Genomic DNA, 17,033 nt, shown 5'->3' on the forward strand with positions numbered 1-17,033 from the left:
GAGAAACCATTTATGTAATCTAAGGTTCTATGTTATACAAAGTACTTATCTTTGCAATGTACCGATAAGGAAAAAATGCCTCCGGTACATTGACCATAATCTATTAGCCATGAAATTTTTAATGAACCTAACTGTAGCATTGCTACTGAGTGGAAGTTTTGCGTTTGCACAAACTCCCGCTGTCACTACCGGAAAAGGAAAGGTATCGGGCGCTATTCTCGATGAAAAGTCACAGCCGTTCCCATTCGTGAACGTGCTTCTTCTCAATGCCAAAGATTCTGTACTCGTAAAAGGCCTCGCCGCTGACGAGAATGGAAAGTTTTTGTTCGACCAGGTTCAAACCGGCAAGTACATGACGCTGGTATCGATGGTAGGATATCAAAAAAGTTACAGCGCGGCTTTTCAGGTTAACGATGACGCGGTGAACCTACCTACCGTCGCGCTCAAAACAGACATCCAATCTCTCAATGAGGTAACCGTTGTAGCTAAGAAGCCTTTCATTGAACAACAGATTGACCGCACGGTTGTTAATGTTGAAAACAGCATTGTTTCCGCTGGTGCTACTGCCCTTGAAGTACTGGAAAGAGCGCCCGGCGTTACCGTGGATCAACAAAACGAGCAACTCAAACTTCGCGGAAAAGAAGGCGTTATCGTCCAGATTGATGGTAAACAAACATTTCTCTCCCAACAAGAGCTGATCACCCTCCTGCGTAACACGCCCAGCGACAACATTGAAAAAATAGAACTGATCACCAACCCTTCGGCCAAATATGACGCCGCCGGTAATTCCGGGATCATCAACATTAAGATGAAACGTAATAAAAATTACGGGACCAACGGGAATGTTAACCTGGGTGGTGCCTGGGCAAAATATGGCCGGGCCAATGCCACTGCGACGATCAATCACCGGGCCGGTAAGATCAGTACATTCATCAATGGAGGCGCATTTTATAACAAAGGCTTCAACAATAATGACATTTACCGGAAGATCCCGTACGAAAATAAAGTAACCATTTTCGATCAGAAAACGGAGCGGACCAACGAATCGCAGTATTATAATGTAAGAGCCGGGCTGGACTATTTTGCAACGGACAAAACTACGGTGGGGGTACTCGTATCAGGATTCTTTAATGACTGGAGCAACCCGTTCGGGCAAACCAATACCCGCATTTTAAATGAAGACCTAAGCCTTCAGAGAACATTCCGTACCAATGTTTTCAATGGCGGCAAAATGACCAACATCAGTACCAATGCCAATTTTAAACATCAGTTCGACGATAAAGGCAAGGAGCTTACTTTCGATGTAGACTATGTTAATTATGGTGGCAAGAAGAACAGTAATTTAAATACCAACTACTTCAAACCGGACGGCTCAGTTGACGGAAATCCCGAGAATGTAAGAAACAACATGCCTTCTGACATCAACATCGGGGTAGCAAAACTGGACTACACGCAGCCATTGTGGAAAGGCAAAATGGAGACCGGCTTGAAAGCAAGTTATGTTACCTCGGACAATGACATGGTTTTTGAAACCAAAACCGATGAATGGGTACTGGATCCGACCCGCTCTAACCGATTTAAATACACTGAAAATGTGAATGCGGCTTATATCAATTACAGCGGCAGCATTTCCAAAAAAGTGAAATACCAGATTGGTGTCCGCGGCGAGCACACACATTCGATCGGTAACTCGGTAACATTGAACCAGAAACGCGACCGGAATTATGTCAACCTTTTCCCTAGCGTATTCCTGTCCAATCAGCTGGATACCAACAACGTGATCAACCTGTCGTACAGCCGCCGGATCGATCGCCCGAACTATCAGTCATTGAACCCATTCGAATTTTATCTGGATCCATATACATTCCAAAAAGGAAATCCGAACCTTAAACCACAGTATACCAACTCATTTCAGCTCGTACACGTTTACAAAAATTTCCTGAACACCACATTGGCATACAGCCGGATCAAGGATATGATCGCCGACGAATTGCCACAACAGATCGCCTCTGAAAATAAAACATTTGTAACATCCGACAACCTGGATAATCAGGATAATGTGAGCCTTACTATCTCATTCCCGATCAAAATCGCCAAGTGGTGGAATGTACAAACCAATTTCACCGGAGTGTACAACCACTACAACTCGATTTACCTCGAAGAAAAACTGGAAATCAAGCAGGCTTCATGGAATATGTATGCAAGCAACCAGTTCACCATCTCCAAAACTTGGTCGGGAGAAATTTCGGGATGGTACAATAGCAGAGCGTTTTACGGTTTATATGCTGCGAAACCGATGGGAATGTTGAATGCAGGACTTCAAAAAACCATCCTGAATAAGAAAGGAACAATACGCCTGAATGTAAACGACATTTTCTGGACCAACAGGTTCCGTGGAAAAGCAATTTACAAAGACATTGATTTCAGTGTCAAATCTCAATGGCCAAGCCGCCAGTTCAGACTGACATTTACATACAATTTTGGAAATCAAAATGTTAAGGGTGCCCGCCAGCGCAATACCGGTTCTGATGATCTTCAGAAACGTGCCAACGGCGGTAGTTAGGTTGGAATCCCGGCCAAACGTGGCCGATATTCATAAATTAGTTAGGTTTGTTATGCAGAAAATCCATCTCGCGCTATGCGGGATGGATTTCTTATTTTAAACAAAACCTGAATGTAACTCCTAAGCTTCCAAAGCTGCAACACCCGGAAGTACTTTTCCTTCCATGTATTCCAACAATGCACCACCGCCTGTCGAAACGTAGCTTACGCGGTCGCCGTAACCTGCATTATTAATAGCAGAAGCTGAATCGCCGCCGCCGATCAATGAGAATGCGTCGTTTTCTTCCGTCACCGCTACCACGGCTTTGGCGATTGCATTGGTTCCTTTTGCAAGGTTAGGGAATTCAAATACGCCCATTGGACCATTCCAAAGCACTGTTTTTGAATTTTTAACGATGTCAGCAAAGATTGCAATAGTTTCAGGACCAATGTCCAGCCCTTGCCATCCGTCAGGTATCTCCCCTGCTTTTACCACTTTCAGCTCAGCGTCATTGCTGAATTTGTCAGCGATAACGGTGTCAACCGGGAGGATCAGGTTAACTCCTTTTTCCTTGGCTTTTTTCACCAGTTCCAAAGTCAGTTCCTGCTTGTCGGCTTCCAGAAGTGATCCGCCAATGCTTCCGCCTTGCGCCTTCGAGAATGTATATGACATACCGCCACCGATAATCAGGTTATCTACCTTATCGATGAGGCGTTCGATGATCAAAATTTTATCGGAGATTTTCGCTCCGCCCATGATTGCAGTAAATGGTCTTTCTGAATGTTCCAGAAGTCTTTCTGCATTATCAAGCTCAGCCTGCATCACATATCCGCAAACTTTATCCGCAAAAAACTTGCCGATCACAGCCGTAGAAGCGTGTGCGCGGTGAGCAGTTCCAAATGCGTCCATTACCCAAACGTCGCCGAGTTTGGAAAGTTTTTCGGCGAACTCTTCGTTACCTTTTTCTTCTTCTTTATAAAAACGAAGATTTTCAAGCAACAAAACTTCACCTGGTTTCAATGCACCCGCCATTTCCGTTGCGCTGTCGCCAATGCAATCGTCTGCGAATTTCACTGTTTTGCCCAATATCAACGACAATGGGTTAACAAGGTGTTTCAAAGAATATTTTTCAGTTGGTCCGTCTTTCGGGCGTCCCAAATGTGACATTAAAATAACGGAACCTCCGTCGTTAAGAATCTTGCTGATTGTGGGAATTGTCGCACGGATACGTGTATCGTCCGTGATCTCAAATTTGTCATTAAGCGGGACATTAAAGTCAACGCGGACCAAGGCTTTTTTGCCTGAAAAATCGTAAGAATCTAATGTTGTCATGGGCAGGTAAAATTGTTTTCCATAGGAAACAAATGTAAACCAATTTCTTTATTAAATACTATATGATTGAGAAAAGGCCGCTTTCATAATAGGTATAATGCAATTTTTGCCTTCAATTTTTCTAAAAAATATCAGTTTAACCAAATTTTAATATCATGTACCCGCCAGTCACCGCCACCGCCTGACTGCCCTATTTTCTTTGCTGAAAGTTGGCAACTTTTCATCCTCCAAAATGATTTATTTGGTAACTTTATCATTAAAACCAATTCACTTCATCCCGTTTTGAGCGACGTACTTCCGAATCCATTCGTGCAGAATTTTGAGCTCCCGCCGGAGTTCCCGACAGATCTTCCACCCAAATATTACCATGATTATTTCGGCTATGTACTGGAATTTGTCAGGAAGCGGTATGCCCATGTGCTGAATGAGAAGGAACTTGCATTTCTGGACGGTTACGACGCACTTTCCGAAGATGCGCAATGTCTTTTTATCCGGTTCAGTAACAGAAGTAAGTCGTTTTTCAGAGTCAATAGCCTCTCCTATTCCGAAATAGCCGACCTCCCGGCAGTCCTGAATGAGCTGCTCGAAAAGGAATTCATTGAGTCGCTTTGTGATGCCCACGAGAGCCGTTTTGCGGAAATCATGGAGCTGTTCACAAAGCCCGAGCATTTGATATTTACTAAAATGCTCGAACCCGAGATCATGCCTTCCAAAAGCATCAAGAAGCCCGATCTCGTGCGCTGGTTGATGTATGAGTACGATTTCAAAACGCTGTGCGAGATTATTTCGCAAACCGAGCCGGTCGTCAAAGTAACATACGAAGTGGAGGTAATGGTGATGAAATTCCTGTTTTTTGGGAACAGGAATGCCGATATGACCGAGTTTGTGATCCGGGACCTTGGCCATGTTCGTTTCCAGTCGTTTGATGAACAGCATTTGTCCATTCAGTTTGAAACCCGGAAGGACATGGACGATACGTTAATGGTCTCGCTGATGAAAGAGACTTTTGACGTGATGAAACACGAGCTGCCTCCCGAAGAAATCTTCGACTGGTTCATGAACTGGCATGCTGCCGACGCCAATGGATTGAGCCAAAAAGCCCAGCCCTCATTTAATTCATTCATTCTGCGGGTGAGCGCGTGGCTCGAACGCAAAAAAATGTTGTCGCAAGCCCTCAGCATTTACCAGCTCACCAACGATGCTCCTGCACGTGAAAGGCGAGTACGACTGCTTTACAATCTAGGTGAAATCGATGAAGCAATTGCGCTTTGTGAAGAGATTTCCGAAAATCCGCAGAATGCCGACGAGCGTTATTTCAGTCTTGATTTTTATGAAAAAATAAAAAACAAAAAGACCCGGGTTATCAAACGTACGACGCAGGCGCTGAAAGCCGCGGAGGCCATTGAAGTACCTGTGATGTACCGGTACCAGGTCGAACTTGGGGCGATACATTACTACCGGGCACAAGGTTACCAGGCTTTTTTTAGTGAAAATGAGCCCTGGCGCGCATTGTTCGGGCTGCTGTTTTGGGACATTATATATGATACCAATGTCAAAACCATTCATAACCCGTTGCAGCGCGTTCCGTCTGACTTTTTCCTGCCTGATTTTTATTACAAAAGATCAGCACAGCTCAAAGAAAGATTGGAGGCAGCTCATTCCAGGGAAATTATAGATGAGCTGGTTAGCAGGACATATGCCGAAAAATATGGCATTACCAATGTACTGGTACCCTGGTACGACGGCGCGCTGGAAAAAGTACTGACCCTGACGTCCCTGCTCATCCCTGAAAAAATCCATGCGATCATGCTGGAAATTGCTTTAAACCTGCGGGAAAACACCCGTGGTTTTCCCGACTTACTGGTTTGGAATGACTCGGAATATGCATTCATAGAGATCAAGTCACCTACCGACCATTTGTCCTCACGGCAATTGCATTGGCAGCACTTTTTTGCGGAGCGTGACGTCCATAGCAGGATTGTGCGGGTCAACTGGATCAAGGAACCCGCTACTCCAATGTAAATTCAGCCACTACCGGCAAATGATCAGAGGCGTATTTTTCGTCAATTACCCTGGTTTCACCGCCTTTTAGTTTGCTACCCTTTTTGGCCATGATAAAATCAATGGTCTTGTTGGGGGCTTCAACCGGGATCGTAGGCTTGCAGTCCGAGCAGGTTCTCGTGAAATATTTATCAAAATAAGCGATCACGGGACTTTCAGGAACTGCATTGAAATCCCCTGCAAGGATCATAGGCAGCTCGTTTTTCCCGAAACTTTCCATGATCTTTTCAGCTTGCAGCAGGCGGTTTGGCTCTTTTAACCCCAAATGCGTACTGGCAAAAATAATTTTTTGCTTCGAAGGCAATGTTACTGTTATTGCTGCAATCGTACGGTTTTCCTCCGGTTTGTCAGCATGAATGGGCAGTGAAGCTCTGGCCGAGTCAATAATAGCATACTTGCTCAAAACGGCCACACCGTAGTCTCCGCCCTGGTGATCAATGGCTTTGGAAAAATAAAATTTCATTCCTGTCAGCGCCGCCAGTTGCTGCGCCTGGTTTTTACCTTTTCCGGAACGTTCAGTGTTCACGTCCACTTCCTGCAACGCCACAAAATCAGGTTTTTCAGCATTAACAACCTTGGCAATTGCTTCAACATCAATTTTATCTCCGGCAGACGGCGGGTTACAATGGTGAATGTTGTACGTCATCACCTTGAAGCGGAATTTCTTAACTGGCTGGTCAGTTCCCGTGTTTGCAAAAACAGAGAAAGAAATCAGGGCAAGCACACTCAAAAGGGTATTTTTCATAAAGAATAAAAGGATTTAGGATAATGAAGAGCCAAAAATAGTGGATAGATTTAAATCCGTTTGCTATCATTACACATCAATTAACTAAGCATAATCAAATGATAAAGAAAATACTGCTAACCGTCGCCTTTCTGGCCGGTTTCGGGATGTCTTTTGCTCAAACCAAGCCCGACGATGTGAAATCCTTCACATTGGCCAACGGGATGAAATTCCTGGTGCTTGAAGACAAATCCATTCCCAATGCGAACATGTACCTGTTTTGGAAAGTTGGTTCCAGAAATGAGGTGCACGGCATTACAGGCCTCTCCCACTTCTTCGAGCATATGATGTTCAATGGTTCCAAAAACTTTGGCCCCAAAGAATTTGACCGTTTTATGGAAGCCAATGGCGGCTCCAACAATGCGTATACTACTGAGAATGTAACGGTTTACACCGACTGGTTTCAAAAAGATGCATTGGAACCGATTTTTAAACTTGAATCTGACCGTATTGCCAGCCTGTCCATTGACCCAAAAATGGTGGAAAGTGAGCGTGGCGTGGTGCTTTCCGAGCGCAGCACTGGTCTGGAAAACAGCAACTACCGGCTCATTGGCGAACTCGTGCAGTCCGTGGCATTTCAGGAGCACCCCTACATGTTTCCGGTGATCGGGTTTGAATCTGACATTAAAAGCTGGACGCAGCAAGACCTGGAAAACTATTTCAAAACCTACTATTCTCCCAATAACGCTACGGTGGTAGTGGTTGGCGATGTGACTTTGGAGCAGGTTAAAAAACTGGCCGATCAGTATATGGCACCCATTCCGGCGCGGGGGCTACCTCCCAAGATCAGGACTGTGGAGCCACCTCAAAACGGCGAAAGAAGGGTTACCACATACAAGGACATTGCCACGCCGAATATCCTGATGGCCTATCACGTCCCGGAAACCAAACACGAGGATTACTACGCGCTGGACCTGTTCAGCAGCCTGCTTACCTCCGGCAACTCTTCCCGATTGACCAAATCACTTGTCATGGATTCAACGCTGGCGACCAATGTATCCAGCTTCACGGATCAGAGTTTTGACCCAAGCCTTTTTGTGATCTACGCCATTGCCGGAAACAATATTACCGCCCCGGACCTGGAAAAAGCGATTGATAATCAGATTGATATGGTTATCAAAGACGGAGTAAAGGACGAGGAACTCCAAAAAGTGAAAAATCAGAAGCTGATGGAATTTTACCGCACGCTCGAAACCATAAACGGCAAAGCCAATAGTCTAGGTAGTTATGATGTGTTTTTTGGGGATTATAAAAAGATGTTCGAGGCACCGGAACTGTATCAAAAAGTGACCGTGGAAGACATCAAGCGGGTTGCAGCCAAGTACTTCACCGATCGCAACCGTACCGTGGGTTATCTATTGCCGGAGAAATCGAAATAGCCTCAACCTTCACAACCGACATTCATTCATAACTTTTGATATATGAAAAAGATACTATTTGTGCTTCTGGGGCTGATAACGCTTTCAGCTTCGGCGCAAAACAATTTTAAGGTACCTGCTTATGAGAAATTCAAACTCAAAAACGGTCTGACCGTTTACCTCATGGAGCAGCACGAAGTTCCGCTGATTAATGTTTCGGCTGTTTTTGACGCAGGTTCAATCAATGATGGTGACCGGTATGGACTTGCCGGTATCACGGCCGACGCGCTGCTTTTTGGTACTGAAAAATACACCAAGCCGCAGATCGAAGAAATGACCGATTTCGTGGGCGCGAGCATTAATACTTACGCTGGCAAAGATGCTGCTGGCATTACGTCCTCATTCGCGGTAAAAGATCAGGAAAAACTCCTCGACATTATCCAGCAGGTACTCATGCACCCGGTGTTTGACCAAACGGAATTTGACAAACACAAACAACGCACTGTTCAGGATCTTGTGAGACAAAAAGAAAGTCCGCGCGCGGTGATCAACAACTATTTGAATGCATTCATGTTCAAAGATTTTCCATATGCTACTCCCGGCGACGGAATTCCCTCGACCATTGAAAAACTTACTGCCGCCGACGCAAAGGCTTTTTATGAAAGTAATTACACGTCGGGACGCGGTGCGATCTCAATTGTAGGCGACTTCAAAGCCGCCGATATGAGGAAAAAAGTGACTGCACTTTTTGGCACCTGGAAAACAGCTCCCTACCGAATGGTAAAACGGGTTGCCCCCAATCTCGATTTTAACAAAAGCCGGGTATTACTGGTTGATAAAGCCGATGCAAGAGAAACTACGTTTGTGATCGGCGGCAAGGGAATCGATTACAACTCTGCCGATTATGTTCCTGTTTTGGTGATCAACACCATTCTTGGCGGCCGTTTCACGTCGTGGCTGAACGATGCGTTACGCGTCAATTCAGGGCTTACTTATGGTGCAAGAAGCAGTTTTGCCCGGTACAAATTCGCCGGAACGTTCGCGATCAGCACATTTACCAAAAACTCGACGACGGTACCAGCCATTGATATGGCTTTGCAAGTACTGGACAGCCTGCACAGGACAGGCATTAATGAGGAAATCCTGTTATCCGCCAAAGCTTACGTGAAAGGTAGCTTCCCGCCTGCGTACGAGTCTGCCGGGGCACTTGCCCGACTGCTTACCGACATGCACGTATATAATTTCGATGAAAATTTCATCAATACATTCCAGGCCAAAGTGGATGGCTTAACCACCGCTCAGGCCAAGGAAATCATTGCAACTTATTTCCCAAAAGACAAACTGCAATTTGTCCTGATCGGGAAAGCCGAGGAGATCCGGGAGCAAGTGAAAAAGTATGGCGAGATGACCGAAAAACAAATCAAGGCGGACGGCTTTTAAGACCAAAAAAACCGGGCAGGAACAGATCCCGCCCGGTTTTCAATTACCCATGCGTAGTTTTACATTACTATAATCCTTTCGGGTTCTGAACAGCCACACTGCCCTCCCCCGCCTTGTTGTAAGCAAGCTCATTGGCAGGTACATCCCAGTAATCCAGGAAGTTGTAATTAATAGTCGCGTTCTTGTTCACCAAACCAGCCTTGTCAACCACTATCGCACCTTTTCTGCCTCCGCCGCTTGCCACATCGTCAATTATTCCCCAGCGCCGGGCGTCGTAAAAGGCAAGGCCCCTGAATGGTAAAACCACCCTTCTCTCACTTCTCAATTCTTCCTTGGCAGCTGCAAGAGCAAGACCTTTACCGGCCACAGCAGCCAGCCCAGCGCCTTGAAGTGTACGTATAGCATCAATAATTTTAAGGCCACCCTCGATGTCCCCTGTGTTGATCAGGGCTTCCGCCAAAGTAAGCTGATTTTCTTCGTAGGTAGTGGCCATGTAAAATTCATATTCTCCCACCTTTTTACTTCCTAACACAACTACCCCGGCCAGCCCTTTGCCACCGTCGATCAAGCCATAGCGGGTATTGAATATATTTCCACGGTCATTGTTACCAATCCATGGATTAGCCTCAATCGCAAAATTATTCTCCAACCTCTTATCGCCAGCTTTGAAATCCTGTATGAGGCGTTCGCTTACTTTGAAATTACTGGTTTTGGTAGTACCCGCAGTAAGTGCCGAAGGCGTGCTTCCCGTAGCTGAAATAAAATCACTGGTTTCGTTGGACCTGGCTGTGAATACATAATCAGTGGCTGAAACACCATCCTTCGCAAGTGCTATAATAGATGCCCATTGCGCCGCAGTCATGTCTTTTACAGGCGTGTTTACCAGGATGTTACGTGCTTTCATGGAGTTGATATTCCTCTTCCACATGTCTGGCGTAAGTATCCCTCCTTTGCCAACCTGAAAGAATGCGGGAATGATCTTTCCGATGATCGCTGAATAATCAGAAACGTTGCTCACAGCGCTCAGTGCTGCCGCTGCCTTGTCAAAATTGGCATTAGACTCCGCAATGATTGCCTCCTTGCTTACAAAAACCCCGTTTGTTCCAACTGCTTCGTCATTAATGATACCAGCATAGTAAACAGACCCGATCCGGGAGTAAGCATAACCTTTCCACCAGTATGCCCATGCCTTCAATGCGTTTTTCTTACTTTCCGCGTCGCCCGTAAATGTGGTAGCGTCCACCAATGCCAGAACGTTATTGGCCCCGCTGTTGAGGCTGTACATATACGCCCACTCGTAGTATAGCGGGTTGTCGCTTGCGTTCGCATTGATGTTGACCTGCCGGAGCATATCCAATTGAAGCGTCGGAGAATTGGGGTTCATCACTTTGGTACCATTATCGAGGACCACGTAATTGGCCACCCCTATTTCGTTCAGCCGCTGGTTAGCCGCTTCCGCACCGATATTGTCGCCCATGATTTCATGATAACCAACAGGATCTCCGAAAAACCCGCCATAAAAACCGCCATACTTTACGGTTAGAAAACCATTGACATAGATAGCGCCCTGAGCGAGGTTGATGAGGCCGGATTCAGAATTAGCGCTTCCGGTTGTAGGCTGATTCGGGTTCTTAACGTCCAACTGATCCTTGCAGGAAAAGGCAAATCCCAGTAGGACCAACATTGACAATATTTTTATCTTTTTCATATTTTAATCTTTTAAAGAATACAATGAATGGTTTTTAGAAGCCGAAATTGAGAGAGACCTGATATGATCTGTAGTTCGGCATACTGCTATGGTCAGTTCCGCGATCCCATGCAGAGTTGTTCGCTCCGGATACGATTTCAGGATCCATACCGGTGTATTTGGTCAAGGTAAACAGGTTACGTCCCGACAATACCAGCTGCAATTTTCTAAATCCTTTGATCTTGGTCACTTTGGCAAAATCGACACCCAGGGAAATATTTCTCAGACGCAGGAAAGAAGCGTCTTCGTAGAAATAATCTTTGGTCCCATTTCTCGTAACAGCCGCATAGACCCCTCTGTAAAACGACGTCCACGCGCCGGTTTCACCGTCAATAGTGAATGGTTTCGAGTAATCTGCATGAATACCGTCGCGATACATCCATTCTTTGGTTTGGTTGTAAAGGTGGCTTCCCTGGATCCAATCCAATTGAAACCCGAAAGTCAGGAAGTTCTTGAAGGTCAAATCATTGATGAACGACATGTTAAACTTTGGATTTGGATCACCAAAGCTGTATTTGTCAGGTGTTACATAAGGAAATTTGGTAGCCTTATCCACCACATATCCATTGCTGGCCAGCGTGTAGTTCCCTTTTTCAGCTTCGGTCAAAAATGGTGTTCCGTCTGGTTTCACTGCATCCAGGCTATGGATCATTTTGTGGCCATAAAGCTGCCCGATTTTTTCATCCTTGCGCAGCACGTAATTGGTACTTCCCGCACTGGAAATAATGACGATCTCCTGGTCGCCTACCACAGAATTTATCTTCGAAGTTTGTTTTGTAAAGTTCGTCGTCAGGTTCCAGGTAAAATTCTTCCCATGGTACATCGCTGCGTTCAACGAAGCCTGCAAGCCGTGCGAGCCTAATGAAAAAGCATTGGTCTTCAAGGTTCCGGAACCGGAAGTTGGGGCCACATCAATGTTCCAGATCGCATTGTCAGTCGTGCGCTTCCAGTAAGTTGCCGACAAACGGACATCATTCAGCCAGTTCCCGCCAGGCATCAGATTGACTGTCAGATCTGTCCCTATTTCAAGTTCTTTGGAAACCTCTACGCTCAGGTCAGGGTTATTTTGATTCGGGTCAAAATAGAAGGCATTACTGGATCCTAAAACCTTCGTTCTCAACGTAACGTAACGATCGAAAGGATTGGGCTGAATACCCGCTTCGCCGTAAGCTGCGCGAAGTTTGAATTCAGGCACAAGGCCGGCAAGGTTACCACCCTTCCAGAAATCAAATGAGGACATCCTCAAATAAACATCGCCTCTTGGAAAAGTGAACGGCTTGGAACCACCGCCAAATGCCGACGAATAATCGCTCCGGAATCCCCCAGCCAGACCAAAAAGTTCGCCATATTCAATTTTTTGGTTAACAAGGTATCCATATGTGATAAACGGCTCAGCGTAGTCCTCAATAACCTTGAAAGAAGTCCCCTGGGTGCTAGTAAACGGCGTGTAAGAGGGCAATCCGGCCGCAGAGGCCGCGTAAAGCGTCTGCTTTTGGTTACGATAGTCAAAAGAAACCTGTGTAGATGTTGTAATAGGAACATTCCAATGGAAGTCGTCCTGGAAATTGGTGTAAAAGAACGCGGTACCCAGAAAGTTCTGGAATGTTTTGGCATAGGTATATTTGTCAATACCACCGGTATTATCTGGGCTGATCGCGGAACCAACCCAGGTCGAAGCCGCGACGGAGTTAGCGTTGTCCGACTGATTCTGTGCGGTGAAGATAAAATCTTCCCTGCGGTAGTTCAGCCCGTACTTCGCATCCAATTCGAGATACTTATTGACTTTGTAATTAAGATTGAAATTTTGAATGATATCAACCCGCTTATCGTCACTGCTGGAATAATGCTGAGCGTAAATCGGATTACTACCGTTCACACCTGCCGCATCCCCTAATCTGTTGATAGGGCTTCCATCAGGCAGCCTGAAGTCGTAATCAACAAAAGCCCGGCTGTTAAAAATAGAAAATATGTTGTTTCCATTTACCGTGTTTTTGGTGTAAACGAGCTGCGTAGTGCTCCGCAGTCTTAATCCCTTGGCCAGCTGAACACCCAGGTTCGTCGTGAGGTTGCTCCTGTCATTATATCCATTGTTCAGGAAGTTTGACTTCTGATGGTTATTGGACGCAGAAGCGCTGAAATCAAATTTTTCGCTGCCGCCTGACATGGAAACACTGTTATTGTAGGTGTTTGCCGGAACGAAAAATTCTTTGAAATGATCATGATAAGCAAGATTGGCGTTATAAGGCTTATCGGTTTTATTCAATGGGTCCGTACTGTTCCAGATGACATTTTCGGAGTACAAGCCGGTCAGCGGATCAATGGTAATCGGAGCACCTGAGGAGCCAATGATATTATTGTTTGCGTCGGTATTGTAGCCGTGAAACTGGGACTTTGCCATTCCACCTACGTTCAAATAGGTGTTGTTCGTAATCGAAGATGAAAAATCGATATTCAGCACGCCGTTTTTACCTCTTTTGGTAAAAAGCTGGATTACCCCATTTGCACCCTGGGCGCCGTAAATAGAAGCGGAGGCAGCCCCCTGTACAACCTCGATCCTTTCAATAGTATTAAGATCGATCGAGCTAAGGTCCGTCGAAACCATCTGGATACCATCGATCAGGATCATTGGGGACGTTCCGCGGTTCACAGAGTTGATGCCCCTTAGCAAGATATTGACCGACGCACCGGGCGTTCCGTTGCCGCTCGTAATCTGCGCTCCCGGAATTTTACCAACCAGTGCCTGATCGACCGAGGCGGAAGGCGTCTGTGGCAGATTTTTACCAGAAATCGTTTCCACAGAAATCCCCAGCTTGGCTTTGGTAGTAGCCACCCCGCTACCTGTTACGACCACCTCGCTCAAAATCCTCGCGTCGGAAACGAGCTTCACATCAATAACGCTCAAATTCTCAAAAGCGAGTTCCTGAGAGATCATGCCTACAAAGCTAAAAATTAACTTTCCCTTGTCGGGCACACCAATTTTGTACTTCCCATCCATGTCTGTAATCACACCGTTGTTGGTTCCGGCTACCACGATGTTCACCCCTGGGATGGCGGACGCATCGTCCGCGGCGGTGACTGTACCTGTTACGAATTTTTCCTGTGCCCATAGCAATGACGAGCAGGAGCACACCAGCAGGGCGCCCAGCAGTAGAATTTTCTTCATTAGTAAGTAATAGTTAGGTTGGTATCGAGGTCAGCCTCTAAGCAAATATATTCATTTGAAATTTCGATACAAACTACTGTACAAACGGAAATATGGTTACATAATAATCTACAATCATTTTATAAAAAGAAATAATATTTGCATAAACAAGGTTTTATAAAAATGTTATTCTGCCAAATATATTTCGGTAACGCTACCAGCAAATCTTCATTTTGCCGACGATATGTGCCCGCTTTTTGTTTTTAAAAAATATTATTAATTCGCTTGGCAAAGATTCTTGATAATATTCTACAACTCCATTTAAAAATGATTAGCCAAAAACGATCGCTTTTCGGATTTTCCAAGAATTATTGATTTATAAAAATGCTATGCCCTTGTAATCATACAATTAAACCACCAAAATTAACTATACCCGAGAAAAGGGTGATATTAATGCAGCCTATAGAAATATTGTTATTTTAATATAATATCAAATTTAAAGAAGTGCATTTTCATGTATGCAAGCCATAATTTGGCAAAAAAATATAAACGGTATGAATAAACGCCGGAGAATAGCAATGAGTTTTAGGGAAAAATGAACGATTTGTCATATACGTCAAACTTCTTTCGAAGCAGTAGGTTTCACAGTATTGCCTACTTTTGCTGAAAACTTTTATCCAAATTTCTAACAATCGTTTACAATGAAGAAAGTAACGAAGATAGTGTATTTTGCACTTGGCGTTTTAATGTCTTTCGAAAGCTTTGGACAGGGGAAACCTGTTTATACCAAACCCATAGGCCTGCAAGCTTACACATTCCGGGGCAGCTGGGACAAGGGCATTGAGGCGACTCTGGACACGATTAAATCCTTAGGCGTGACAGAAATGGAAGGCGGGCCGATCAAAGGGATGACTACCGAAGAGCTGCGCAAGCAACTCGATAAGCGCGGCATTAAAATGGTATCGATCGGTGCCGATTACAAGATGATCAGTGAAAGCACAGCAGAGACGATCAAAAACTGCAAAATTTTGGGAGCGACTTTTGTAATGGTCCCCTGGATCCCCCATAAAGGTGCATTTGATCTTGCTACTGCAAAACAGGCCGTGGCTGACTTCAATAAAGTTGGCAAAGAATTGAAAGAGGCAGGGATCACCTTCACCTACCACAACCATGGTTATGAATTCGAGCCTTACGAGGACGGTACATTGTTCGACTATCTGGTCAAAAATACAAAGCCTGAATATGTAAGCTTCGAAATGGACGTACTCTGGACAGCTTTCCCGGGACAAGACCCTGCGAAACTGCTATTAAAGTATCCGACACGCTGGAAACTGATGCACTTGAAAGACCTGCGTAAAGGTGTAGAAGGAAACTTGTCGGGCGGTACGCCAACGACCAACGACGTTGCATTGGGAACCGGCTCCATTGACATTCCCGCTGTTTTGAAAGCCGCAAAAAAAGTAGGGATCGTTCACTATTTCATCGAAGATGAAAGTCCTTCGTATCTGAAACAAATCCCTCAGACGATTGCTTTTGTTAAGAGTGTGAAGGAGTAAAACAGAGAGACTTGGCAAGTCCCTTGGCAAGTCTCAGGATAGTTTTATACTTTGCAGAAAAAAGGATTTTATGGAACCAGCATTGTTAAATCAAGTCCCTTCGCTGGATTTGGCCGATTTCACATCAGGAAATCCGGAGCAGAAAGAGCAATTCGTCGCTGATCTTGGGTCGGCATTTACAAATATAGGTTTTGTCGCTATCAAAAATCACGGGCTTAGTGATGCCCTCAGAAATGATCTGTACCACTACGTACAGCAGTTTTTCTCACTTCCCGATGAAATCAAAAAGAAATACGAATTTCCAAACCTGTTTGGCCAACGCGGCTACATTGGTAAAGGCAAGGAAACGGCCAAGGGATTCAAAGTAGCTGACCTGAAAGAGTTTTACCACGTTGGTCAGCCCGAGCCCATTGGCAGTATGCCATCCAATGTATTTCCCGATGAGCTGCCTGATTTCAAAAAATATACACTCGAAGTTTATAACACATTTGAAAGCACCGGAAAAACATTGCTTCGAGCTATCGCCATCTATCTGAACCTTCCTGAAGACTATTTTGAAGATAAAGTAAAAAACGGCGACAGTTTGCTCAGAGCATTGCATTACTTCCCGATCCCCAATCCCGAGCTGGTACCGGAAGGAGCGGTTCGCGCGGCGGCACACGGTGATATCAACCTCATTACCCTGCTTATGGGTGCCAGTGCGGAAGGACTGGAAGTACTGAGACGCGACGGTGAATGGATCGCCATTACGGCATTACCGGACCAGATCGTCGTCAATGTAGGAGATATGCTTGACCGGCTTACCAACCACAAACTCAAATCCACGATTCACCGCGTCGTCAATCCACCGCGGGAAAAGATGGGTACCTCCCGATATTCGATCCCATTCTTCATGCATCCGCGCGCAGACATGGACCTGACCAGCCTGGACAGTTGCGTATCTGCGGAAAATCCGAAACTTTATACCAATATGACTGCCGGCGAGTTTCTGGATGAGCGTTTGAGAGAGTTAGGATTAAAGAAATAAAACGGCAGAACCCACTTGGCCCATCCACCCATTCGCCGCTTTCG

At 45.3% G+C, this 17,033-nt stretch carries 10 protein-coding genes; 6 read left to right on the forward strand and 4 right to left on the reverse strand.

Annotation, left to right across the window (positions count from 1 at the left end; translation table 11 throughout):
- Nucleotides 1–121: 121 nt before the first annotated feature.
- Nucleotides 122–2,563, forward strand: coding sequence for a TonB-dependent receptor (locus ON006_RS17815; RefSeq protein WP_244820726.1), 2,442 nt, complete (start codon nucleotides 122–124; stop codon nucleotides 2,561–2,563).
- Nucleotides 2,564–2,683: 120 nt separating this feature from the next.
- Here ON006_RS17815 and ON006_RS17820 read toward each other — a convergent pair whose 3' ends face one another.
- Nucleotides 2,684–3,874, reverse strand: coding sequence for a phosphoglycerate kinase (locus ON006_RS17820; RefSeq protein WP_244820727.1), 1,191 nt, complete (start codon nucleotides 3,872–3,874; stop codon nucleotides 2,684–2,686).
- Between the two features lie 282 nt (nucleotides 3,875–4,156).
- Here ON006_RS17820 and ON006_RS17825 point away from each other — a divergent pair, with 282 nt between their 5' ends.
- Complete coding sequence (locus ON006_RS17825) at nucleotides 4,157–5,896, forward strand: VRR-NUC domain-containing protein (protein WP_244820728.1); 1,740 nt, start codon at nucleotides 4,157–4,159, stop codon at nucleotides 5,894–5,896.
- On the opposite strand, the gene ON006_RS17830 is transcribed toward ON006_RS17825, so the two are convergent.
- Nucleotides 5,883–6,680 (reverse strand): endonuclease/exonuclease/phosphatase family protein, encoded by a 798-nt coding sequence (locus ON006_RS17830; protein WP_244820729.1) that lies wholly within the window; start codon nucleotides 6,678–6,680, stop codon nucleotides 5,883–5,885. The genes ON006_RS17825 and ON006_RS17830 overlap by 14 nt on opposite strands.
- A gap of 98 nt (nucleotides 6,681–6,778) precedes the next feature.
- On the opposite strand from ON006_RS17830, the gene ON006_RS17835 reads away from it, so the two are divergent.
- Together ON006_RS17835 and ON006_RS17840 are read left to right on the forward strand one after the other, a co-directional pair.
- Nucleotides 6,779–8,098 carry a M16 family metallopeptidase gene (locus ON006_RS17835; RefSeq protein WP_244820730.1) on the forward strand — a complete coding sequence of 440 codons (1,320 nt, stop codon included), beginning with the start codon at nucleotides 6,779–6,781 and terminating at the stop codon, nucleotides 8,096–8,098.
- 42 nt (nucleotides 8,099–8,140) lie between these two features.
- Nucleotides 8,141–9,517, forward strand: coding sequence for a M16 family metallopeptidase (locus ON006_RS17840; RefSeq protein WP_244820731.1), 1,377 nt, complete (start codon nucleotides 8,141–8,143; stop codon nucleotides 9,515–9,517).
- A gap of 67 nt (nucleotides 9,518–9,584) precedes the next feature.
- Here ON006_RS17840 and ON006_RS17845 read toward each other — a convergent pair whose 3' ends face one another.
- Together ON006_RS17845 and ON006_RS17850 are read right to left on the reverse strand one after the other, a co-directional pair.
- A complete protein-coding gene (locus ON006_RS17845; RefSeq protein ID WP_244820732.1) occupies nucleotides 9,585–11,225 on the reverse strand; it encodes a RagB/SusD family nutrient uptake outer membrane protein in 1,641 nt (546 codons plus the stop codon).
- Nucleotides 11,226–11,259: 34 nt separating this feature from the next.
- Nucleotides 11,260–14,427 (reverse strand): SusC/RagA family TonB-linked outer membrane protein, encoded by a 3,168-nt coding sequence (locus ON006_RS17850; RefSeq protein WP_244820733.1) that lies wholly within the window; start codon nucleotides 14,425–14,427, stop codon nucleotides 11,260–11,262.
- A 680-nt stretch (nucleotides 14,428–15,107) separates the two neighbouring features.
- Here ON006_RS17850 and ON006_RS17855 point away from each other — a divergent pair.
- Together ON006_RS17855 and ON006_RS17860 are read left to right on the forward strand one after the other, a co-directional pair.
- On the forward strand, nucleotides 15,108–15,962 hold the full coding sequence (locus tag ON006_RS17855; RefSeq protein ID WP_244820734.1) for a sugar phosphate isomerase/epimerase family protein: 855 nt from the start codon (nucleotides 15,108–15,110) through the stop codon (nucleotides 15,960–15,962).
- Between the two features lie 70 nt (nucleotides 15,963–16,032).
- Nucleotides 16,033–16,989: an isopenicillin N synthase family dioxygenase gene (locus tag ON006_RS17860; protein WP_244820735.1), complete on the forward strand. Its 957-nt coding sequence runs from the start codon at nucleotides 16,033–16,035 to the stop codon at nucleotides 16,987–16,989.
- Nucleotides 16,990–17,033 lie beyond the last annotated feature (44 nt).

The organism is Dyadobacter pollutisoli, from assembly GCF_026625565.1.
In the GTDB taxonomy this organism is placed as follows: domain Bacteria; phylum Bacteroidota; class Bacteroidia; order Cytophagales; family Spirosomataceae; genus Dyadobacter; species Dyadobacter pollutisoli.